This window comes from Microlunatus elymi (genome assembly GCF_007362775.1).
Classification (GTDB): domain Bacteria; phylum Actinomycetota; class Actinomycetes; order Propionibacteriales; family Propionibacteriaceae; genus Microlunatus; species Microlunatus elymi.
In genome coordinates, this window is the sequence record NZ_CP041692.1 from 2,774,037 (window position 1) to 2,795,843 (window position 21,807).

23 protein-coding genes are annotated in these 21,807 nt (G+C 67.1%); 15 read left to right on the plus strand and 8 right to left on the minus strand.

Annotation, left to right across the window (positions count from 1 at the left end):
- The first annotated feature begins 8 nt into the window (after positions 1–8).
- The 7 genes from FOE78_RS12475 to FOE78_RS12505 all read left to right on the plus strand — a co-directional run bounded on the left by FOE78_RS12475 (position 9) and on the right by FOE78_RS12505 (position 6,096).
- The gene (locus FOE78_RS12475; protein WP_228265812.1) at positions 9–1,070 is read left to right on the plus strand and encodes a CpaF family protein; all 1,062 of its coding nucleotides are present in this window, start codon (positions 9–11) and stop codon (positions 1,068–1,070) included.
- A complete protein-coding gene (locus FOE78_RS12480; RefSeq protein WP_143986581.1) occupies positions 1,070–1,996 on the plus strand; it encodes a type II secretion system F family protein in 927 nt (308 codons plus the stop codon). The genes FOE78_RS12475 and FOE78_RS12480 overlap by 1 nt, the downstream gene beginning before the upstream one ends.
- A complete protein-coding gene (locus tag FOE78_RS12485) occupies positions 1,996–2,904 on the plus strand; it encodes a type II secretion system F family protein (RefSeq protein ID WP_143986582.1) in 909 nt (302 codons plus the stop codon). The genes FOE78_RS12480 and FOE78_RS12485 overlap by 1 nt, the downstream gene beginning before the upstream one ends.
- Positions 2,901–4,109, plus strand: a complete 1,209-nt coding sequence (locus FOE78_RS12490; RefSeq protein WP_143986583.1) for a sensor histidine kinase — start codon at positions 2,901–2,903, stop codon at positions 4,107–4,109. Before FOE78_RS12485 ends, FOE78_RS12490 begins: the two co-directional genes overlap by 4 nt.
- Positions 4,106–4,747 carry a LuxR C-terminal-related transcriptional regulator gene (locus FOE78_RS12495; protein ID WP_210414559.1) on the plus strand — a complete coding sequence of 214 codons (642 nt, stop codon included), beginning with the start codon at positions 4,106–4,108 and terminating at the stop codon, positions 4,745–4,747. Before FOE78_RS12490 ends, FOE78_RS12495 begins: the two co-directional genes overlap by 4 nt.
- A 282-nt stretch (positions 4,748–5,029) precedes the next feature.
- The gene (locus tag FOE78_RS12500) at positions 5,030–5,254 is read left to right on the plus strand and encodes a hypothetical protein (RefSeq protein WP_143986585.1); all 225 of its coding nucleotides are present in this window, start codon (positions 5,030–5,032) and stop codon (positions 5,252–5,254) included.
- Positions 5,255–5,400: 146 nt separating this feature from the next.
- Positions 5,401–6,096, plus strand: a complete 696-nt coding sequence (locus FOE78_RS12505; RefSeq protein WP_143986586.1) for a pilus assembly protein TadG-related protein — start codon at positions 5,401–5,403, stop codon at positions 6,094–6,096.
- A 17-nt stretch (positions 6,097–6,113) separates the two neighbouring features.
- Here the strand turns inward: FOE78_RS12505 and FOE78_RS12510 are convergent, their stop codons facing one another.
- From FOE78_RS12510 to FOE78_RS12520, 3 genes are read right to left on the minus strand one after another with little or no spacing between them, the layout of a single operon-like run.
- Positions 6,114–6,503: a hypothetical protein gene (locus FOE78_RS12510; RefSeq protein ID WP_143986587.1), complete on the minus strand. Its 390-nt coding sequence runs from the start codon at positions 6,501–6,503 to the stop codon at positions 6,114–6,116.
- A complete protein-coding gene (locus FOE78_RS12515) occupies positions 6,500–7,024 on the minus strand; it encodes a hypothetical protein (protein ID WP_143986588.1) in 525 nt (174 codons plus the stop codon). Before FOE78_RS12515 ends, FOE78_RS12510 begins: the two co-directional genes overlap by 4 nt.
- Positions 7,021–8,247, minus strand: coding sequence for a hypothetical protein (locus tag FOE78_RS12520; protein WP_143986589.1), 1,227 nt, complete (start codon positions 8,245–8,247; stop codon positions 7,021–7,023). The genes FOE78_RS12515 and FOE78_RS12520 overlap by 4 nt, the downstream gene beginning before the upstream one ends.
- Before the next feature lie 130 nt (positions 8,248–8,377).
- On the opposite strand from FOE78_RS12520, the gene FOE78_RS12525 reads away from it, so the two are divergent.
- The 5 genes from FOE78_RS12525 to FOE78_RS23615 all read left to right on the plus strand — a co-directional run bounded on the left by FOE78_RS12525 (position 8,378) and on the right by FOE78_RS23615 (position 12,806).
- Positions 8,378–8,737: a DUF192 domain-containing protein gene (locus tag FOE78_RS12525; RefSeq protein WP_210414560.1), complete on the plus strand. Its 360-nt coding sequence runs from the start codon at positions 8,378–8,380 to the stop codon at positions 8,735–8,737.
- A gap of 155 nt (positions 8,738–8,892) precedes the next feature.
- On the plus strand, positions 8,893–10,158 hold the full coding sequence (locus FOE78_RS12530; RefSeq protein ID WP_143986590.1) for an MFS transporter: 1,266 nt from the start codon (positions 8,893–8,895) through the stop codon (positions 10,156–10,158).
- A 49-nt stretch (positions 10,159–10,207) separates the two neighbouring features.
- On the plus strand, positions 10,208–11,290 hold the full coding sequence (gene cds1 / locus FOE78_RS12535; protein WP_143986591.1) for an L-cysteine desulfhydrase Cds1: 1,083 nt from the start codon (positions 10,208–10,210) through the stop codon (positions 11,288–11,290).
- A 283-nt stretch (positions 11,291–11,573) separates the two neighbouring features.
- Positions 11,574–12,437, plus strand: a complete 864-nt coding sequence (locus FOE78_RS12540) for an HAD family hydrolase (protein ID WP_210414561.1) — start codon at positions 11,574–11,576, stop codon at positions 12,435–12,437.
- 207 nt (positions 12,438–12,644) lie between these two features.
- Complete coding sequence (locus FOE78_RS23615) at positions 12,645–12,806, plus strand: hypothetical protein (protein ID WP_168207503.1); 162 nt, start codon at positions 12,645–12,647, stop codon at positions 12,804–12,806.
- A gap of 520 nt (positions 12,807–13,326) precedes the next feature.
- Here FOE78_RS23615 and FOE78_RS12545 read toward each other — a convergent pair.
- The 5 genes from FOE78_RS12545 to FOE78_RS12565 all read right to left on the minus strand — a co-directional run bounded on the left by FOE78_RS12545 (position 13,327) and on the right by FOE78_RS12565 (position 17,938).
- Positions 13,327–14,388 carry a Gfo/Idh/MocA family protein gene (locus FOE78_RS12545; RefSeq protein WP_143986593.1) on the minus strand — a complete coding sequence of 354 codons (1,062 nt, stop codon included), beginning with the start codon at positions 14,386–14,388 and terminating at the stop codon, positions 13,327–13,329.
- 10 nt (positions 14,389–14,398) lie between these two features.
- Positions 14,399–15,295: a sugar phosphate isomerase/epimerase family protein gene (locus FOE78_RS12550; protein WP_143986594.1), complete on the minus strand. Its 897-nt coding sequence runs from the start codon at positions 15,293–15,295 to the stop codon at positions 14,399–14,401.
- Positions 15,292–16,542 (minus strand): ROK family transcriptional regulator, encoded by a 1,251-nt coding sequence (locus FOE78_RS12555; RefSeq protein ID WP_143986595.1) that lies wholly within the window; start codon positions 16,540–16,542, stop codon positions 15,292–15,294. The genes FOE78_RS12550 and FOE78_RS12555 overlap by 4 nt, the downstream gene beginning before the upstream one ends.
- 190 nt (positions 16,543–16,732) lie before the next feature.
- Positions 16,733–17,170: an HIT family protein gene (locus FOE78_RS12560; RefSeq protein WP_143986596.1), complete on the minus strand. Its 438-nt coding sequence runs from the start codon at positions 17,168–17,170 to the stop codon at positions 16,733–16,735.
- A 144-nt stretch (positions 17,171–17,314) separates the two neighbouring features.
- Positions 17,315–17,938, minus strand: coding sequence for a superoxide dismutase (locus FOE78_RS12565; RefSeq protein ID WP_143985539.1), 624 nt, complete (start codon positions 17,936–17,938; stop codon positions 17,315–17,317).
- Between the two features lie 225 nt (positions 17,939–18,163).
- Between FOE78_RS12565 and FOE78_RS12570 the strand changes: the two genes are divergently transcribed.
- The 3 genes from FOE78_RS12570 to dxs all read left to right on the plus strand — a co-directional run bounded on the left by FOE78_RS12570 (position 18,164) and on the right by dxs (position 21,766).
- Positions 18,164–18,535: a hypothetical protein gene (locus FOE78_RS12570; RefSeq protein ID WP_143986597.1), complete on the plus strand. Its 372-nt coding sequence runs from the start codon at positions 18,164–18,166 to the stop codon at positions 18,533–18,535.
- A 120-nt stretch (positions 18,536–18,655) separates the two neighbouring features.
- Positions 18,656–19,744, plus strand: coding sequence for an NADH:flavin oxidoreductase/NADH oxidase (locus FOE78_RS12575; RefSeq protein ID WP_210415012.1), 1,089 nt, complete (start codon positions 18,656–18,658; stop codon positions 19,742–19,744).
- A gap of 42 nt (positions 19,745–19,786) precedes the next feature.
- Positions 19,787–21,766, plus strand: coding sequence for a 1-deoxy-D-xylulose-5-phosphate synthase (dxs, locus tag FOE78_RS12580; protein WP_143986599.1), 1,980 nt, complete (start codon positions 19,787–19,789; stop codon positions 21,764–21,766).
- Positions 21,767–21,807 lie beyond the last annotated feature (41 nt).

Here is a 21,807-nt window from a genome sequence, read left to right on the forward strand (position 1 = left end):
GTCTCGGTGTGCTGGAGCCGCTGCTGGCCGACGAGACGATCTCCGAGATCATGATCAACGGCCACGAGACGGTGTACGTGGAGCGGTTCGGCCGGGTCGAGCGGATCCCGTCCGGCTTCACCAGCGAGGCGCAGCTGCTGCAGACCATCGACCGGATCGTGTCCGGCGTCAACCGGCGGGTCGACGAAGCCAGCCCGATGGTCGACGCCCGGCTGCCGGCCGACGCCCGGCTGCCGCGCGGCGCCCGGGTCAACGTGGTGCTGCCGCCGCTGTCGCTGAACGGCCCGTCGGTGACGATCCGGCTGTTCCCGAAGGCGTACGGCCTGCCGGAGTTGCTGCAACGCGGCACCTTGGACCAGCCGATCGCCGATCTGCTGGCGGCCAGCGTCAAGGCGCGGCTGAACATCACCGTCTCCGGCGGCACCTCGTCCGGCAAGACCACCATGCTCAACGCACTGTCGGCCTTCGTACCGGACTCGGAACGCATCATCACCGTCGAGGACGCCGCCGAGCTGTCCTTGACCCAGCCACACGTACTGCGGCTCGAGACGCGACCGGCCAACGTCGACGGCCGGGGCGCGGTGAGCATCCGTGATCTGGTCCGCAACTCGTTGCGGATGCGACCCGATCGGGTGATCGTGGGCGAGGTCCGCGGCGGCGAGGCGCTGGACATGTTGCAGGCGATGAACACCGGTCACGACGGCTCGCTGACCACCGTGCACGCTAACTCCGCGCTGGATGCGCTGTCCCGGATCGAGACGCTGGCCACCATGAGCGAGGTCGACATCCCGTTCGAGGCGATCCGGGACCAGGTCAACGGAGCACTCCAGCTGGTGATGCAGCTGACCCGCTACTCCGACGGTTCCCGCCGGGTGGTGGAGATCGGCTATCTGGTGTCCGAACAGCGCTCGGAGTATCGGATGCACACGATCGCCCGTTGGGACGGAATCGGTCATCGGTTCGAGCACTTCGATCTTCCCGACCGGCTGCTGGACAACCTGGCCCAGAGCGGCATCTCGGTGCCCGCGTCCTGGCCGGTGACCGTGCCGGCATCCTGGCCGGTGAGTTGATGATGGCGATCGCCTACCTGGCGTTGATCGCCTGTGTCGTGCTGGCGGTGGCCGGCATCGCCCAGCTCGTGGGCAGCGCTACCGGTCGCCGGCAGATCGTGCTGGCCACGCTGTCGGCGGGCGACCTCGACGAGAGCACCGGCACCCGGTTCCAGCGGGCGAATCGTCGCTTCCTGAGGACCCGGCTGGGCTCCTGGCTGGATCGGCAGCTGGACCAGGCCGGTATCGGCTACAACCGGCTCGCGGTGGTGATCGTGTTGCTGGCCATCACGGTGATCGTCCCGGTGGTGCTGTATCAGCTGCTGGCGCCGATCTTCGCGGTGGTCGGCCTGGCCGCTGGTTACGTCATCCTGCGGCTCTGGCTGTCCCGGGCCCGGGAACATCGCAAGGAGAAATTCGTCCAGCAGATTCCCGAACTGGCTCGAGTGCTGTCGAATGCCACCAACGCGGGACTGAGCATCGCCACCGCGTGGTCGGTGGCGGAGAACGAGATGGCCGAGCCGGCGCGCTCCGAGATCGCGCGGCTGAACGCCGAGGTGCGGTTCGGAGCATCGCTGGAGGACGCGATGACCGAGCTCGCGGATCGACTGCCGGCCAGCGAGGTGCAGGTGCTGATGTCCACCCTGGTGGTGAGTTCGCGCTCCGGCGGCTCGCTGGTCAAGGCGTTGCGGGACATCTCGTTCACCCTCGACGACCGCAAGGAGGTCCGCCGTGAGGTCCGTACGACGCTGGCCCAGGCCCGCAGCACCTCCAACCTGGTCGCGGCGATGAGCATCGGCATGCTCGCTGTGCTGAACGTCGTCCGGCCGGGCACCGTCGAGCTGATGACCCAGAACCTGATCGGGCAGCTGGCCCTGGTGGTCGGCTTCGGGCTGATCGTGCTGGGTCTGTGGATCATTCGCCGGATGACCAGGATCGGCCGCTGATGACCGCCGTCTCCGCCCTGTGGCCGGCCCTCGGCTTCACCGCTGCCGTGCTCGTCTTCATCCTCGGCCTGCGGCTGGTTCGTTCCCGGCCCGCGGACTATCTGGACGCCGACGACCTGATCCTGCTCCGCGACGAACGGCGTCGCGCCAATCGTCGATCACCCCTGGACCTGCTCGCCGACCCGCTGGTTCCGGCCCTTCGCCGGCTGCTCGGACGCCGCGGCGTCGGCTATCTGCGCCGGATGATCGATCAGGCCGGCCGTCCCGAGGGCGTCACGGTCGATCGGCTGATCCGCCGGGTCGCCTGGTGGATCGTGCTGATGATCCCGGTCGGCATCATGTTCATGATCAACGGTCAGTGGCTGGCGCTTCCGTTGCTGCCGGTGATCGTCGTAGTGGTGCCGCTGATGGGCATCGCCGGCAGCGCACGCAGACGACGCGAGGCGGTCGACCGCGAGCTGCCCGACTTCCTCGACATCCTGGCGGTGACCGTGTCGGCCGGCATCGCGTTCCGGGCCGCGTTGCGGCGCGTCACCGACCGGTTCTCCGGACCGATCGCCGAGGAGGTCGGGCTGACCCTGGACCAGATGAGTCACGGCGCGAGCCTGCGGGTCGCCTTCAGCGGCCTGCAGGAGCGGACCGGTTCGGAGTCGATGCGGACCTTCGTGACCGCCTTCCTGCAGGCGGAGGAGCTCGGCGCTCCGCTGATCGACACGCTGAACCAGATCGCGTTGGACATGCGCCGGACGAGTGCCCAGCAAGCCCGGCGCCGGGCGGCCCAGATCGCGCCGCGGGTCACCCTGGTGACGTCGCTGCTGATGGTGCCGGCCGCCCTGATCCTGCTGGTCGTCGGCATCGTGGTCGGCGCGGACATCGACTTCGGATCGTTGTTCAAGGCGTTCTCGTGACCGTCGCGCTGGAGTCGACCGTGCCCGACCGGATGACCACCGCCGCATCCGCGGTGCTGCTCGGCGACGCGCACTTCGTCCGGCTGGTGCGCTGGGTCTACACAGCGCGGCTGATCTGCCTGGCGCTGGCCGCGCCGGTCGCCATCCTGCAGGGCTCGGCCGTCGCGGCGATCAGCCTGCTGACGTTGACCTTCCTGAGCCTGCTCTACAGCCGCGGCCGGCGGCTGATGGAACTGCTGATCAGCCATCCGCTGCTGGCCTCGCTGGATGTCGCGCTGTCGGTGCTGCTGCTGCTCAGCGTGAGCAGCGCCCAGCCGTGGACGCTGACCGCGGTGTGTACGGCGCTGGCCGCCGGACTGCTGTTCCCGCGGCACGTGTTGTGGGTGCTGGTCGCCCCGTTGGCGCTGGGCGCGATCTGGGCGCCGGCCCTGATGGCCGCGGACACCGGCTGGGCGGACTGGCTGGCCGCCGTGGCCGGACTGCCGGCCTTGGTGGTCGGCGTCGCGGTGATCGGTGCCGTGATCAGGCACAGCACGATGGCCAGGATCGAGGCACAGGCGGAGGTGTCGGAGACGGTCGCGGCGATCGGTGCGGCCGAGGAACGGGCCCGGCTGGCCCGAGACATGCACGACTCGGTCGGCAAGTCGCTGCACGGGATCTCGCTCACCGCGTACGCGTTGACCCGTGCGGTCGATCAGCAGCCGGCAATGGTACGAGAGCTGGCCGACGGTCTGGCGCACGGCGCCGAGACGGCCGCCGCGGAGGCGCGCCGGTTGCTGATGGCCCTGCGCAGCGGGCAGTGGGATCGGCCGACCGTCGAGGTGGTCAGCGAACGGTTGCGGGACTGGTCGGCCAGGACATCCGTCCCGGCCAGGCTGAACAAGACCGCCGCGGTCGACGCGGCGGCTGAGGTGACGCACCAGCTGGTCGCGGCACTGGAGGAGTGCCTGCACAACATCGAGAAGCACGCGCAGGCGAGCGAGGTCGACGTGTCCCTGCTGGGCGGCGCCGACACGATCGAGTTGGTGGTCAGCGACGACGGGATCGGATTCGACCCGGCGGTGCTGGCCGAGCGAGAACGGGCAGGCCATTTCGGTCAACGCGGTCTGCGAGAACGGGCCGAATCAGTGGGCGGGACGGCCACCGTCGTTTCCGCCCCGGGGGAAGGAACAACGGTCAGATGGACAGCTCTGAGACAGCCGTGACCCAGCTGGTTAGCGGTACCGGGGTCATCAGCGTGGTCGTCGCCGACGACAACGCCGTGGTCCGGCTGGGCATTCGCAGTCTGCTGGGTACCGCAGCCGACATCAACGTGGTCGCCGAGGTCGCCGACGGGGTCGCCGCCGCGACGGCGGTCCGCAACCGGCGTCCGGATGTGCTGCTGCTGGACGTACGGATGCCGCGTCAGGACGGAGTCACCACCGCGACCGAGGTCGCGGAACTGACCAACGTCGTGATGCTGACCTACTCCGATGCGCCGGAGGTGGTCGGCGGAGCGATCCAGGCCGGGGCCAAGGGTTATCTGGTGCACGGTCACTTCAGTGCCGACGAGTTGATCGGCGCGGTCCGGATGGCCGCGAGCGGCCACGGCACCTTCTCCGGTCCGGCCCTGGTCGCACTGCGCACACCGGTCACCACGACCTCGCAGCGGGCCGCGCAGTTCGGCCTGTCGGAGCGCGAGACCGAGGTGATGGATCTGATCGCCGAGGGGGCCAGCAACGCCGAGATCGCGTTGAAGCTGTTCATCTCGGAGAAGACGGTGAAGAACCACATCAACCGGATCTTCGCCAAGCTCGACGTGACCAGCCGCAGCCGGGCGGTGTCGCTGTGGTTGACACCGTGATCATCGGTGCCGGCGACCATGATCAACTCGGATCTCACCATGATCAATTCGTGGGACACTCTGATCGACTCAGGGGCCGACGCATGAACGACCCTGCCCTGGAAACCATGATCAACTCGCGGCCGGGCGCCGACCGGCGGTCGATCGAGATGGGCCCAGCGTTGGGCCCGCGGGCCCATGTCCAAGCCGGCGCAGATCCGTACTGTTCATATTGCTGGAGCTCGGGGAGAACGGACTCCGGGACATGCGGAGCCTGCGGGCCCAGATCGAGGGAGGACAACCATGAACAAGCTCATCGCCACGTTGTACGCGTGGACCTACGTCAACACCAGCAAGCTGCGGGATCGCCGCGAGGCCGGTCAGGGCACCTTGGAGTACGTCGGCATGATCGCAGTGGCCGCGGTGATCGTGGTCGCGGTGATCGGCGTGCTGAAGGGCGCCGAGTTGGGCACCTGGATCCAGGGCTTCATCACCAACGTGAAGAGCTCGGTCTCCTCCGGCGGCTAAGCCATTCGGTGCGATCACTGGGGCTGGATGCGGGACGCGTCCAGCCCCGGTTTCGCGTCCCGCGGTCGAAGCGGCAGTCGAGGTGGAACCGGCTTCGGACCGGGCCGGGTTTCAAGACCTGGTCCAGCTTCAAGGGGAGTAGTCAGATGCGCGATGCGGAGCGGGGATCCGGACCGATCACGGCGATCCTGATCATGGGCTTTCTGGCCCTCGTGGTGGCCGCCGGACTGGTCGCGGTCGGCACCGTTGCTCGCGGTGAGGGTTCGCAGGCCCAGACGGCGGCCGACGCGGCCGCACTGGCGGGTGCCGGTCGGGTGCTGGATGACCTGCCCGGTCGGCTGACCGGCGGGGCGTTCACCGGCGATGACGCGTTGCATGACCGGGTGCGCCAGCCCGGCTGCCTGAATCTGGGACAGGTCGACGCGCAACAGCTCGCCAAGTCCAACGGAGCAACGCTGACCAGCTACTGCTGGGATGCGTTCGACGACGAGGTCCAGGTGAGCGTACGGCTCAACCACGCCGATCGCGGCCGGCCGGCCACCGCCCGGGCCACCGCCGAGACCGGCTTCAACGCCGACGACTGCAGGATCGACGGCAGCTTCGAGGCGCCGGAACCGCCGCCGCCCGCAGATGACCAGGACAAGAGCGGGGACAAAGGCAAGGACAAGGGCAAGGACGACGACAAGAAGCCGGACAAGCCGAAACCGGTGGAGACAACGCTGGATTGTGGCTTCGGACCGGTCACGGTGCGCTACGACCCCGAGACGAAACAATTCTCGTTCACCAACCCGTATCAGCTGGTCGATCAACTGCGGAACCTGAAGCCGCGACTGGTCGACTGACCGGATCCCGTCGTCCGTCAGTCCCGCCGGGGGCGACGCCAGGGCGGGTAACGCAGGAAGTCCGGCAGCACCCGGCTCAGCGGAACGCTGAGCAGGGGACCGAGCAGCCACGGCAGTCCGGTCAGCAGGGCCGACACAGCGTGCGTGTTCATGATCACGATCAGCACGGTGGCCAACCCGATCACGATCGGCAGCGCACCCCCCCAGACCAACGTCGCCGGAAGCGTACGATCGTCGCGATCGGTTGCCAGCAAGCAGATCGCGGTGGTGTAGACGCTGAGCACCGCGGCGGCGATGCCGAACTGGGCCGACGCCGCCGAGCCGCCGGCCAGCGCACGATCGAGCCCGGCGCCGGCGATGATCACGCCCAGCAAACCGACGACGAACGGCCAGCAGCGTTTGATCATGAAACCCAGCGTGCCGAGTCGAGAAGTTGATCAACCCGGCCCGCGGTCAGCACCGCGCTCGAGCCGGCGATCAACAGGATGCCGCTGTGATCGGGACCGGACGTGAACAGGGCGGTGCCGGAGTAGCTGACGCCTCGGGTCGGCGTGTAGCTGAACGATTGCCGCAGCTGATCCCCGTTGTCCTCGGACACGGTCCGTCGATCGTCCAGCCGCAGATCCGGCAACCGGCCGGCTGCCGCCGGGGCGATCAGGAGATTGAGCAGCTCGTCCGGCGCGGCCGGGGTGAGGTCACCGCGGGCCAGCACGATCACCGCGGGTGCCGGTGAGCCGGGCCGCTCTCCCTGCCATTGCCAGCCGTCAGCCGGCGGCACCGACTGAACGCCGTCGGGGGGAGTGAAGCTCAGCCGGCCGGCTCGTACGGTGTCGGCCTGCGCCCGCGCGGAGGACGCCAGCAGTGCGCCGGCGGAGATGACACCGGCGGCGGCCAGCAGGGCTCGACGGGGCAGGGTTCGGTCCGTCACGACGCCACGCAATGCCGGTCGGTGGTGGCCTGGCGCCGGGATCCGTCGGGCTGCGCCGGCACGACGATGACGGCGCGCAACCGGTCCGACTGCTCGGCCCGGCGCAGCGACGTCAGCTGCTGCTGTCCTCGGTCGGCGAGGGTGGCTGCCGTCTCCCCGGTGTAGGTCAGCGTGGTCACCGAGGCTGCCCGGCTCAGCCAGGACGCCAGTTGATCATCGGCCGAGGCGGTGGCCGTACCGAGCAACACCGGCAGGTCGACGCCGAAGCCGGTCGGGCTGTTCAGCCACGCCTCGGCCAGCGCTCGTTCGCTCTCGGTGTTCACCGGGACAGTGACGTAGCTGATCGAGGCGCCCTGAAAAGCCTGTCCCGGCAGGGTTTCGGGAGCCTGGGTGCTGCTGAAGGCGAACAGGATCTGGGTCAGCCGGCCGGTCACATCCCGAGTCGAGCGCAGCGTGCCGGTGATCGGCTCGCCGCTGAGTTCGCCGGTCAGCCGGGCCACCAGTGAGGTTTGTTCCAAGATTCGATTGTGGGCGATCACGGCCGGGCTGGACGGATCGATCCGGAGCCGGTTTTCGTCGCCGGTCGATGTGGGTGCCGGGTCCGAGCCGGGCAGCGCCGAACGGTCCAGGGCCACGCTGGAGTAGCTGATGGTCGGATCGGGGATCGGGTGCGAGCCGTTGTCGCCCACGGCCGCGAACAACGCCAGCGCCGAGCTGCGCTGGGCATGCAGTCGGTGCTGTTCGCCGATCGCCGCCAGCACGCTGTCGGCTCCCTGACCGCCGGGCTGCCACCACTCGACGTGACGCGGGATGGCGACACCGGGGAGGAGTTGCCGGGTGCCGCGCTGCTCACCGTCCAGGATCGCCGGCGGGGGTCCGTCGGATGTCCCGAGGTCGAGCGTGATGTCGCCGGATCTCGAACGCAGCATCCGCGCAGTCAGGCCGTCCGGCAACGTCGCGGTCGTGGCCGACACCTCCGGCAGTACCTGATCAAGCCGGGCCAGGTCGAGGCATCGGGGGCTGCCCAGCGGGGTCGCCGCCGCGGTCCACGCCTGCTGCCCGCAGGCACCCAGGCCCAGCGAAGCGATCCGGCAGACTGTACGCCGTACCGTCGATTGGGTCGATCCGGGAAGAACACTCATCAGCCCCGCCGCCGTGGCAACGGCCAGCACACCGATGATGATGCGATCAACGACCTTCTGCCGGCGATAGACCCGTTCCACGGATCGTCTCCGACCGTGCACCAACACCCTCCCAAGGTCGTGACGTCTGCGGCTACATGGTAGTGGAGCCGAGGGTCTCGACAGACTTCGAAGACTCCGGGACGGACTGCTGTGATGGCAGAATGCGGCGGTGCAGCAGAGAATCTTCGGGCCCGGTCCGCGACGTCTGATCCGCGACGGTGTCGACGTGGCCGCGTTGGCGGTGGCCGACACCTCGGCCACCAGGCGGCGCGGGCTGCTCGGTAGCGACGGCGTGCAGGGCGCGCTGTGGATCACTCGCTGTCCCTCGGTGCACATGATCGGCATGCGGTACCCGATCGACGTCGCGGTGGTCGACCGGGACGGCGTTGTGCTGCTGGTGAAGACGATCAAGCCGTGGACCGGCGGAACTCGCTTTCGGTTGCGGGCCAGCGCCACCGTCGAGGCAGCAGCCGGTGCGATGAGCCAGTGGGGGATCGGGCCGGGGAGCGTGCTGGCCATCGGCGGGTAGTCCCGCCGCCGGGAACCTCACGAGCCGGTGACCCGCTGAATCGGCGATCCTGAGCCGTCGCTGAGCGCGTTTCGGGCAGCGCTGCCGAGGGTAGGAAGTCGATAGTCCTACTATGCGGTGACCGTCAATGCTGCCGAGTTAGAGGCGTACTGGAGATGACATCGGAATCAGCTGAGAACACCAACCAGCGTTGGACATCCGCCCAACGCAGCACGCTCTTCGCGGGCGTCGCGAGCTGGACGCTGGACGCGTTCGACTACTTCATCCTGGTCTTCGTCCTGACCTCGGTCGCGACCGCATTTCACACCACCGTGGTGACAGCCTCACTGGCGATCACGCTGACACTGGCGTTGCGGCCGGTCGGTGCGTTGATCTTCGGGGCGATCGCCGAACGGATCGGCCGCAAGCCGGTGCTGATGGCCAACATCGTGATCTTCGCGGTGATCGAGTTGCTCACCGCGCTGGCGCCGAACCTGACCACGTTCATCACCCTGCGGGTGATCTACGGCGTGGCCATGGGCGGCATCTGGGGCGTCGCGTCGGCGCTGACCATGGAGACGATTCCGCAGCATTCTCGGGGCCGGGTCTCGGGACTGTTCCAGGCCGGCTATCCGCTCGGCTATCTGATCGCCTCGATCATCTACGGGCTGCTGTTCGTACACATCGGTTGGCGCGGCATGTTCGCCATCGGTGTGGTTCCGATCCTGCTGGCCGTCTTCATCGGCTTCCGAGTCAAGGAATCGCCGGTCTGGCTGGCCGCCCGGGGAGGCAAGGATCAGCCGAAGCAGGCCATGTTCTGGCCGGCGGTACGCAAGCACTGGCCGACGATGATCTACGCGATCATCCTGATGGCTGCGTTCAACTACTTCAGCCACGGCACCCAGGACATGTATCCGACCTTCCTGAAGGAACAGCACGGCTTCACGCCGGGCACCGTCAGCATCATCGCCATCTGCTACAACATCGCCGCGATCATCGGCGGCATCGTCGCCGGCACGCTGTCCCAGCGCTACGGCCGGAAGAAGATCATCATGATCTTCGCGCTGCTGGCGTTGCCGTGCATCCCGCTGTGGGCGTTCGCCACCGGCGTCTGGGCGCTGGGCGTCGGTGCGTTCCTCATCCAGTTCATGGTGCAGGGCGCCTGGGGCGTCATCCCGGCCTATCTGAACGAGCTGATGCCGGAGGGCACCCGCGCCATCCTGCCGGGATTCGTCTACCAGGTAGGCAATGTGATCGCCTCGCCGAACGCGACCCTGCAGGCCAGCATCGCCCAGGCCACCGGCGGCAACTACGGGTTGGCGATGGCCATCGTGGCCGGAACGGTGGCGATCGTGATCGCGATCATGATCTTCTTCGGCAAGGAGACCAGGGACACACACTTCCTGGCGAGCGCCGATGCTACGGCGCGGGGGACCGCTTGACCTGCGTACGACATCCTTCGGCTGACGTCGCTCGTCTAGAGTCGCTGACGTGATCAGTCATGATGCCGGATGGGTCCGTGATGCCGTACGCCAGTTGGAGGCGGACGCGAATCGCAGTGCGGACACCCACCTGCACGTGTTTCCGCTGCCCGCCGAGTGGGGCATCGACCTTTACCTGAAGGACGAATCGGTGCATCCGACCGGTTCGCTGAAGCACCGGCTGGCGCGGTCGTTGATCTTGTACGGGTTGGTCAACGGCCGGATCGGTCCGGACACCGGGCTGGTCGAGGCGTCCAGCGGGTCGACCGCCGTGTCGGAGGCATACTTCGCCCGGATGCTGGGGTTGTCGTTCACCGCTGTGGTGCCGCGGAAGACCAGCGAAGAGAAGATCGCCATGATCGAGTTCTACGGCGGCCGATGTCACTTCGTCGATCAGGCGTCTCAGATGTACGACGAGGCGGCACGGCTGGCCGCCGACTGCGACGGTCACTACCTTGATCAATTCAGTGATGCCGAGCGGGCCACCGACTGGCGCGGCAACAACAACATCGCCGAGTCCGTCTTCAGCCAGCTCAGCGCGGAACGCTTTCCGGTGCCGACCTGGATCGTGGTCGGCGCCGGCACCGGTGGCACCAGCGCGACCTTCGGCCGGTACGTCCGCTACCGCCGGCATCCGACCAAGATCGCCGTGGTGGATCCGGAGAACTCGGCGTTCTACGGTGGTTGGAAGACCGGCTCGCCCGACTACACCACCGGGCTGCCGTCTCGGATCGAGGGGATCGGACGGCCGCGCGTCGAACCGTCCTTCGTACCGGGGGTGATCGACGAGATGCTGCAGATCCCCGATGCCGGATCGCTGGCAGCGATCCGGCTGCTGCGGACGCGAACCCGACACTGGGCCGGCGGATCGACCGGCACGAATCTTTACGGTGCCTTCCAACTGATCGCCCGGATGATCAAGAACGGCGAGCGGGGCAGCGTGGTGACGCTGATCTGCGACGGCGGAGAACGCTACGCAGCGAGCTATTACGACGACACCTGGGTGGCCGACCAAGGATTTGATCTTGCCCCGCACCAACAGCGCATGGAACACTTCCTGACCACCGGCCACTGGCAGGACCCCGCGAAATGATCATGAACCCCCCCACGATCCGTCCTCCACGCAAGCTCCCCGAGCTTGTCGAAAGGAATACCACCCTCGCGCCGATCCATGCACGGCCACGAAGGCCCCTGAGTTTGGCGAAGGGCCCTACCAACCCGCACCGATCCATGGACCGGCACGAAGGCCGCTGAGCTTGTCGAAGGGCGCACACCCGCTGTATCCCTCGATCGGTGAAGTTCCCTGAAGTCGTCGAGCGGAGAGGTGACTCTTCCCGTCCGATCGGAGGACAGAAGAATTAATCATGAAACCTAGCGTGGCGGCGAATCCTAGCTGGGTCTTCTTCGACGTCGACCAGACGTTGTGCGACTTCACCACGATGATGCGTCGGGCGTTGGGCCGATCGATCCGCGAGATCGAGCTGAGCTGGCCGCAGCTGTCGGGGCGCTACCGTCCCGATGAGCTGGAGCGGATCCGTGATCACCTGGCCGACGGTTACGGCGATGCCCCGGTGCCGTTGGTCGCTGTCCGGCGAGAAATGTTCGCGACCGTGCTGCGTGAGGTGAGCGCCGGTGAGCAGGAGATCGACGAGGTCACCGATCACTATCTCGGGTTCCGGTTCGCCGATCCGGTGTTGTTTCCTGACGTCCTGCCCACCCTGGAAGCCCTGTCCGGTAAGGTTCGGCTGGGCGTGATCACCAACGGCAACTCCAAGTTGGACGCACTGGGGCTGGAGCACTTCTTCGAGGTGGAGTTCGTCGCCGAGCAGGTCGGTTTTGCCAAGCCGGACAGCAGAATCTACGAGTACGCAGCCGCCGAGGTCGGCGCCGATCCCGCGCAGTTGATCATGGTCGGCGACTCGTACGCCAAGGACGTCGCCGCCGCCGAACTCGCCGGTTGGCGAGCCGTCTGGCTGCGGCGCGACGATCAGTCGCCGGCCGACGGGCCCGCCGCGATCATCGATCCGACCTCGATGATCCGGGACCTCCGTCAGCTGATCACGCTGTGCTTCGATCCGCCACTACGCGAATCGAATCCAGACGACTCCGGCTCCGGAGCGCGGTCCCCAGGCCGGGCCGTGCAACTCGGGTACGCCGCCGGGACGTCCTGGAGCCCGGTGGCCTCGCACTCCCGCACCCGAAATCCACCGCCGCGCGCGGAACATCGGCTGCGGGGGTAGTTCTTGCGCGCGGCTGCTGCTGTGCCCGTCGGTCCCGGTGCGGCGGTCCGGCATCAACTGGGCCCGTCCCGACCCGGCCCGGCCCGGCCCGGCGAGACTTGGGTACGACTCCGGTCGCAGCGCGGCTGTCCACAGAGGTATCGCACCGCCGGCGAACCCGGCCCGCGGCCTGATGGTTGCCGATTGACGCCGCAGGACGCTGGGAACATGCACATCACGCAGATCCTGATCACCGTCCTGGCGCTACTCGGCATTCTGATCGTCGCCGTGCTCGCCATCGTCCCGACGGTGATGAACATCCCGCTTCCGGAGCATGTCGTACGCGACCACAAGCCCGAGCACAAGGACGACGTCCACCTCGCGGCGTGATGCCGCGCACACCGAGCGCTCGGCCGCGGCTGACATTCGTTTCGACCACTGCCGCACCACGAGCGCGCGTGCTCGGGCCAGGCGCGGATGTCACATGGCGCTGCGCCAGCCTGGGCAAGCGCCGTTTCGTTGTGCGAGATTCGTACCGACATTGGTGCGAATCTCACCCAACCGGTGTCACCGAGCGGCGCGGCTTGGAAACCTGTGCCGGATTCTCCGATCCAGGCCCAGGTCCGAGCCCGGAATTTCCAGCCCAGGTTGGATTCTCCGGTCCAGATAGAGGTTCCGAGCCCACCTTCCGAGCTCACATTCCCATTCGGCTGCCGAGGGCGAGGGTGGTCCGGATGCCCATCGTGGTTGAGCAACGTAGCCGTGCCGAGGGGCTGTCGGCCGAAACCGGAGTCCATCTGATCGCACCTGCGGCCAACCGACCGGACCGGCAGCGCAACCGATCGCACGTGCGACCCAACCGACCGGACCGGCGGCGTACGTGATCACCGTCCGCCCGGCCGGCTGATCGTCAGACCAGCGTTACTTCCTTGCCGGAGTCGGCGGAGGTGTAGATGCCGTCGAGGATCTTCATGATCTCGACACCGTGCCAGGCCGGGGCGACGCTCTCGGCGCGTCCGAGTGAGGCGTCGACGAAGTTGGCGATCTCTGCTGCGAACCCGGGCTGCAGTTCGAACGTCGGCGAGGAGATCTGCGGCGTCACGTTGATCACGGTGTCGTGCTGCTCGGTGGCGATCTGCAGTGCCGGTTCCAACTCGGCACCGCCCTTGTCGCCGTAGACCGCGACGTCCAACGAGTCCCGAACAGCATGCAGCGAGTACGAGACGTCGACCAGCAACGAGGCGCCGTTCTCGAACCGAACCACTGCGTTGACCAGATCCTCCACGCTGTTCTTGGTCGGGTCGTAGTCGGACACCTTGTAGCGGGGCGCGTTGGTGATGTTGGCGCGGTTGCCGATCCGCTGGTAGCTGTTGCCGCTGACCGCGGTGGCCCGCGGTGAACCCATCAGATACCAGCACAGATCGATCACGTGCACGCCGATGTCCAGCAGCGGGCCGCCGCCGGCGATGTCCTTGTCGGCGAACCAGCCGCCGGGATTGCCCATCCGACGGATCGAGCTTGCCTTGGCGTAGTAGATCTCACCAAGATCACCGGAGTCGATGAACGTCTTCAGCACCTGACAGTTGGGGGAGTGCCGGCGTACGAAGCCTACCTGCACGACCCGATCATGATCTTCGACCACGCGCTGCAGCTCCAGCGCCTCGGCGTAGGTCCGGCTGATCGGTTTCTCAACCAGGACGTGCTTTCCGGCCTCGACGGCGGCGATCGCCCAGGACGCGTGGCTGTTGTTCCAGGTGCAGATGCTGACGCCATCCACACCCTCGTCGGCGAGCAGCTCCTGCGGATCGCCGTAGGCCCGCGGAGCGCCGTACTGAGTAGCGACCTGCTGGGCTCGCTCGAAGTTGATGTCGCTGACCGCGACAAGATCAACATCGGAATTGGCGGCGTACGCAGCAAGGTGCAGCTGGGCGATGCTGCCGGTACCGATCACGCCCACCTTGAACTTCGACATGGTTTCCCTCTCAGGCTTCGGCGATCAGCCGCTTGGCGTTGGCGATTCCCCGGGCACAGCCGAGCAGGCAGTCCTCCCAGCCCTCGAACTCGATCGAGGCGTACCCGCTGTAGTCCGATTCCTTGATCGACTTCGCCACCGAACGAAGATCAAGATCACCGTTGCCGACGATGGCTCCGCGCAGATACTTTCCGCCGCGGCTGCGGAACCAGCCGTCGCCGGGGTTCTGGTCGGCCGGCCGGATGTAGAAGTCCTTGAAATGCACGATCATCGCGTACGGCAGATTCTGCGGCACCGACGCGGTCGGGTCCTCGTCGACACAGACGAAGTTGCCGACGTCCAGGGTGGTCTTGAAGTTGGGCTCGTCGACGGCATGAACGATCCGGCGTACGCGATCGGCTGCCTGAATGAAGAATCCGTGATTCTCCAGGCTGGTGGTGATGCCCTTGCCGGCGGCGTACTGTGCGATTTCCTTGGCTGCGTTGACGATTCCCGGCAAGGCCCGCTCGAACAGCGGGGTGTCGTCGCCTTCCAGCCCGGCGTGCGCGACCACGTCGTGACGCATCAGTTTGATACCGAACTGCTCGGCAAGATCAACATTGGCCTTCACTCGCTTGATCTCGGCCTCGAGCGAAGCCGGGTCGTCGGTGAAGAAGTTGGCACCGATCGCCATGTTCGACAGGGTCACGCCCTTTTTGTCGGCGTGCTCTCGGATGCCGTCGATCTCGCGCGGATCGGACTCGATGCTCGGCATCGGACCGTCGGGGCCACCGACCAGCGCCAACTCGAGGTGTTCGCCCTCACTGTCGGCAACCCAGTCGATCACGTCGGTCAGCGACATCTCGCCGCTGCCGAGCAACTGGTAGAAACTGTAGGAACTGAATCCGAAGCTGATCTTGTCCGTCATGTCCTTTTCTCTGCTTCGTTGGTGGATTGGGCGTTGTTTCGCCATCGGCACCAGGGCGCGGGTACGCCGGGGATGCCGAAGATCTCGGAGGAGCCATGTTCGAACGCGTGGCCCAGCGCGCCGGTCAAGGAACCGTCGGTGGTCAGCGCGGCCGCGACGAACGCCGGGCTGTCGGGCGTCATCAGGAGGTCACCCACGTGACGACGCAGGGGGTCGAGCAGGGTCTCGCCCGCCCGGGAGAGACCGCCACCGATCACGACCGACTCCGGATCGATCGTCAGCAGCAGTGCGGCCAGCCGTGGCGCGATCTCCCGGCAGAACGCGTCGATCTCCTGTTGTGCTTGGTCATCGCCGTCCGCGGCCCGGCGGAATACGCCGACGGCCTGGGTGCCGTCGGACCAGACCAGCTGTCCGTCCCGGGAGGTTCGCGTCCAGCGCATCGATCGCTGACTGCCGAGTTCTCCGGCCAGACGATGGCTGCCTTGAAGGATCTTGCCGTCAATGATCACCGCAACGGAGATCCGGTTGCCGATTTGGACGAAGATCGAATTGTCCGCGCCGGAACCGAGACGATGTTCGGCGTACGCGGCCAGCTTGACATCGTTCTCGATCGAGACGGTACATCCGAGCCGGTTCGACAGTTCCTGGCGCAGATCGAATCCGATCCATTCTCCGACGTTGAGGCTCTGCACGACTTGATCGTCGTGATCGAGGATCGCGGGCACCGATATCCCCACGGCGGCCAGCCGGGCCGGCTCGCCGTTGCTCATCGGAAGTTGATCATGGACTAGATGATCATGGTCGGTCCCGGCACGACGCTGATGATCTTGGTACCGGTCCGCGTCCCGGAGAGCCCGCTGGACCAGGTCCACGACGATCTGCGTCCGGTCGGCACCCGCGGGAACGGCGGCGTCGCTGCTGGTGATCAGCGCGCCACCGGCATCGGACAACGTACAGTGGACTCCCCGTGCACCGACGTCGACGCCGGCGACCAGTGCGAAACGAGCGTTGAAGGCGAACCGCCGTGCGGGCCGACCCGGGAGGTTCAGGTCGGTGGGCGCGCAGCCGTACACCGGACCGCGATCAACGAGGTCGGCCAGAACTGCGTCGACGGTCGGCCGGGACAGGCCGGTGCGTTCGGCGAGTTCTCCGACGGTCAGCGGGCCGGATGCATCCCGGAGTTGCAGCAGGCAGTCGCGCGCATTCGCCTGTCTGACCGCGGCGGCTGCGCTGTCGGCAGTCGACATGGCGTGCCTCCGTCCGGGTGCCGTGATTGCCGGCCGATCGCTGCGCCGGAACTATCTGCCGTCGATATTGAAAGAGGGTTGCAAATTGCGACATGAGTACCCTCGCGCGGAACGGGACGTACGTCAAGCGTCCGAGCCGATTTGCCGTCGTGCCTCGGACTGCGTCGCCGGTCGGGAGCGGCAGGGTTCGCTACGGATGGCTGTCGGGGGCGCCGGCGTGGAGGAGCGCCGTCCGGATCCGGTCCGCGTACGCGGCGGCCTCGCCGGCCGCGTACCGGGTGCGCGGCCAGAAGAACCCGCGAAGACCGTCGCCCTTGGTACGGGGGACGACGTGCAGGTGCAGATGTGGGATGGATTGGCTGACGATCGTGTTGATCGCCGTGAAGCTGCCCTTGGCGCCGAGCGCGTCCATCAGCGCCCGGGTGATCTGCTGGCCCAGCGCGATCAACGGCCGCATCAGATCGTCCGGCAGGGTGAGCAGACTGTCGATGTGCTGGACGGGTGCAACCAGGACGTGCCCCTTGAAGACCGGGCGATGATCAAGGAACGCGATCAACTGCTCGTCCCGGTGCACAATCTCGGCGTCGAGATCGCCGGCGATGATCTGACAGATGACGTCGTTGCTCACCGTCGCGATGCTACTGGTGCGCAAGATCGCCCGGCCCACCGTCAGCCGCACTCGAAAACGTCAGCCGCACCCGAAATTTCGGGTGCGGCTGACGTTTTTGCGCGCGGCTGTGTCCGGGCCGAGGACTCGAGCGCGCGCCAATGGTCAGGGGACGATGAGGCCCTGGGTCTGGCTGGTGGCGCGGGTGAAGCGGTCTTGGGCGTCGGCCCAGTTGACGACGTTCCACCAGGCTTTGACGTAGTCGGGTTTGACGTTTTGGTATTGCAGGTAGAAGGCGTGTTCCCACATGTCCAGCAGCACGATCGGGATCTGGGCCAGGGGCAGGTTGCCTTGTTGGTCGTAGAGCTGGACGATGTTGAGGCGGCGGCCCAGGGTGTCGTAGGCCAGGATGGCCCAGCCCGATCCCATGATGCTGGTGGCGGTGGCTTCGAAGTGGGCGCGGAAGGCGTCGAAGGTGCCGAAGTATTCGTCGATGGCCGCGGCGAGTTCGCCGGTGGGTTTGTCGCCGCCGTCGGGGGACAGGTTGGGCCAGAAGACGGAGTGGTTGACGTGGCCGCCGAGGTTGAAGGCGAGCGCCTTTTCCAGGCCGGCGACGGTGCCGAGTTGGTTCTTCTCCCGGGCTTCGGCCAGTTGGTCCAGGGCGGTGTTGATGCCCTTGACGTAGGTGGCGTGGTGCTTGTCGTGGTGCAGTTCCATGATCTTGCCCGAGATGTGCGGCTCCAGTGCGCCGTAGTCGTAGGGCAGATCAGGAAGCTCATAGGCAGCCATGTAGTCATCCTTCCGATGCGTCGTTCGCGTTCGTCGTCCCATCGTGCAACCTCAACCAGGGTTGAGGACAAGCCTCAGCGCCGCCGGGTTTTGGTTGCGCCACGTTTCGTTACCCGGCACACATCCGGTGAAGCACGCCGATCGGTTTCCGTGCAGCAAGGTCCTTGCGTTCGCTCGAACTCCGGGCCTAGAATCGAACAAAAGACCTATTCGAGGCGGTGTGAGATGAGCGGATATCTGCCGGCCGGCTGGCCGGCCGGCGTCGGGCCGCCGGGAGCGGTCGACTGGCAATCGCGAGCCGGACGGTACCTGATCGACTGCTGCGCCCCGGACTTCCGCCGGTACGCCGTCCTCACCCGGTATCCCGTCGTGCTGGCGGGTTTCGCCCAGCACTGTGTCAGCGGTGAGCGGCGGGCCGCCGCCGATGCAGTCGGGCTGGTCAGAACCGAGCTCGAAGACCAGGTCGGACCGGAGGTGATTGCCGCGGCCGTTGATGCGTGGCAGTCCGAGCTGGCTCGGCTGGCGCGCGTCGAGAGGGAGGTGGGGTTGCTGCGCAGGGCGCTCTCGGGTGAGCGCTTCGTGCCCAAGCTCGAATAGGCCGCTGGGGCGAGTGGGTGCGCGCCGTGCGGAATAGGTTGCCGACTGTGCGGGTTGGCGGTGGGGACGCCCAGTCGACCAAGGGACGCCCAGCCGAAGGAGAGCCCGCCCGTGAGCCTGATGTTCGAGCCGTACGCACTGCGTGAGTTGACCGTGCGCAACAGGGTCTGGATGGCGGCGATGTGTCAGTACAGCGCGGCGTCGACCGGGACGGAGGTCGGAGCGCCGAACGACTGGCATTTCGCCCACCTCGCGGCACGGGCAACCGGTGGCGCCGGCATGATCGTCACCGAGGCCACGGCGGTCAGCGCCGAAGGCAGGATCAGTCCGTACGACCTCGGCCTGTGGAACGACCGCCAGGTAGAGGCGTTCGCGCCGATCACCGCGTTCATCGCGGGTCAGGGCGCGATCCCGGGTGTCCAGCTGGCGCACGCCGGCCGGAAGGCATCGACCGATCGGCCCTGGGTCGGTGGCGCCCCGGTCCTGCCGGACGCCGGCGGCTGGTTGCCGGTCGGACCGAGCGCGGTCCCGTTCGACAACCGGCATCTGGTGCCGCACGAACTCAGCGTCGAGGAGATCGCCGCCATCGTCGAGGAGTTCCGGCAGGCGGCGACCCGAGCGCTGGCGGCCGGCTTCCAGGTCGCCGAGGTGCATGGTGCGCACGGCTACTTGATCCATCAGTTCCTGTCGCCGATCAGCAACCGTCGTACCGACCGGTACGGCGGCAGCTTCGCCAACCGGATCCGCCTCGCCCTCGAGGTCACCGAGGCGGTCCGTTCGGTCTGGCCCGAGGAGTTGCCGATCCTGTTCCGGGTGTCGGCCACCGATTGGCTGGTCGAGGCGGGCCGAACCGACGAGCACGGCTGGACGATCAAGGACAGCGTCGCGCTGTCGATCGAGCTCAAGCAGCGCGGCGTCGACCTGATCGACGTCTCCAGCGGCGGCAACGTCGCCGCGGTGTCGATCCCGGTCGAGGCCGGTTATCAGGTGCCGTTCGCCCGCCGGATCAAGGCGGACGCCGGTGTCGCCGTCGGGGCGGTCGGACTGATCACCGAACCCGTACAGGCCGAGAAGCTGATCGCCGACGGCGACGCGGACGTCGTCCTGCTGGGCCGCGAACTGCTGCGCGATCCGTACTGGCCGCTGCACGCCGCCCGCGAGTTGGGTGTGGAGGTCACGGTGCCGCCGCAGTATCGACGTGCCCTCTGATCCTCGCCATGCCGGGACACCCCGACACGTAGAATCAGGCCCATGTCCTTGCTGGAGACGATCAATGCGCCGTGCGATCTGCGTGGCCTCTCCGCCGAACAGCTGGACCAGCTCAGCGACGAGATCCGGTCTTTCCTGATCCATAACGTCAGCCAGACGGGTGGGCACCTCGGGCCCAACCTCGGCGTGGTCGAACTCACCATCGCCCTGCATCGCGTGTTCGACTCGCCGCGCGACCCGATCATCTTCGACACCGGGCACCAGAGCTACGTGCACAAGATCCTCACCGGGCGGCGCAACCTCTTCCCGACGCTGAAACAACGCGGTGGGCTCTCCGGCTACCCGAGCCGGGCCGAGTCCGAACACGACTGGGTGGAGAATCAGCACGCATCCGCCTCGTTGTCCTACGCCGACGGCCTGGCGAAGGCGTTCCGGCTGCGGGGGGAGAAACACACCGTTGCTGCGGTGATCGGCGACGGCGCCCTGACCGGCGGGATGGCCTGGGAGGCGTTGAACAACATCGCCGCGGCCAAGGACCTGCCGGTGGTGATCGTGGTCAACGACAACGGTCGCTCCTACACGCCGACGGTGGGGGCGATCGCCAATCACCTGACGACGCTGCGGACCGATCCGCGCTATGAGCAGGTGCTGGATCTGGTTCGTCGCGGGGTGACCCGTACGCCGCTGGTCGGCAGTGCCGCGTACGAGTTGTTGCACGGTGTGAAGACCGGCCTGAAGGATGTGCTGGCTCCGCAGGGCATGTTCGCCGACCTCGGGATGAAGTACGTCGGACCGATCGACGGCCACGACGAGCAGGCCGTCGAACGGGCGCTGCAGCAGGCCAAGCACTTCGGCGGTCCGGTGCTGGTGCACGTGATCACCCAGAAGGGCAAGGGATTCCCGGCGGCGGAGAACAACGTCGAGGATCAGTTCCACACGGTCGGCAAGATCGACGAGATCACCGGCGCACCGCTGGCCGGACCCAAGGGCCGCAGCTGGACCGACGTGTTCGGCGAGGAACTCGTCCGGCTGGGCCGCAGAGACGATCGGTTGGTCGCCATCACGGCTGCGATGCTGTATCCGACCGGACTGCACCGCTTCGCCGAGGTCTTCCCCGATCGAACGTTCGACGTCGGCATCGCCGAGCAGCACGCGGTCACCTCCGCTGCCGGTCTGGCGATGGGCGGTCTGCACCCGGTCTTCGGCGTGTACGCGACCTTCCTGAACCGCGCCTTCGACCAGGTGCTGATGGACGTGGCGATGCATCGGCTCGGCGTCACGTTCGTGCTGGATCGGGCCGGCGTCACCGGGAACGACGGGGCCAGTCACAACGGCATGTGGGATCTGTCGATGTTGCAGCTGGTGCCCGGCCTTCAATTGGCCGCACCCCGCGACGCGACGCGGTTGCGCCGGGCGCTGGCCCGGGCGATCACCGTCGACGATGCGCCGACCGTGCTTCGCTACTCCAAGGAATCGGTGCCGGCCGACATCGACCCGGTCGACGTGATCGACGGCCTGGACCTGCTGTATCGGTCCGGTCCACGCTCCGACCTCTACCGTGTCGATCTCCACGAGCCGCACCGCACCGAGCAAGCGGCCGAGGACGTGCTCGTCGTCGGGTACGGAGCGATGGTCCCGACCGCGCTCGCCGTCGGACGACGGCTGGCCGATCAAGGAGTCGCGGTCAGTGTGATCGATCCGGTCTGGGCACTGCCGGTCAATCCGGCGCTTGTTGATCTTGCTGCCCGGCATCAGTTGGTGATCACGATCGAGGACAACGGCGTGGTCGGCGGCTGCGGCTCGCGATTGGCCCAGGAGTTGAACAACTCCGGCCGGCCGACGCCGATCCGCAACTTCGGCATCCCGCAGAAGTTCCTCGAGCACGGCGGCCGCGCCGAACTGCTGGCCGACTTGGGGCTCTCCGGCCAGGAGATCGCCCGGGCCGCACTCGAACAACTGCTCGGACGCTCCCAGCCCCTGACCGCCGAGGACGTCCTGGTCAAACAGCAGCGCGACGCCTGACCTCGAACGCTGTCGGTGCCGATCCCTCTCAGCGGCGCTCT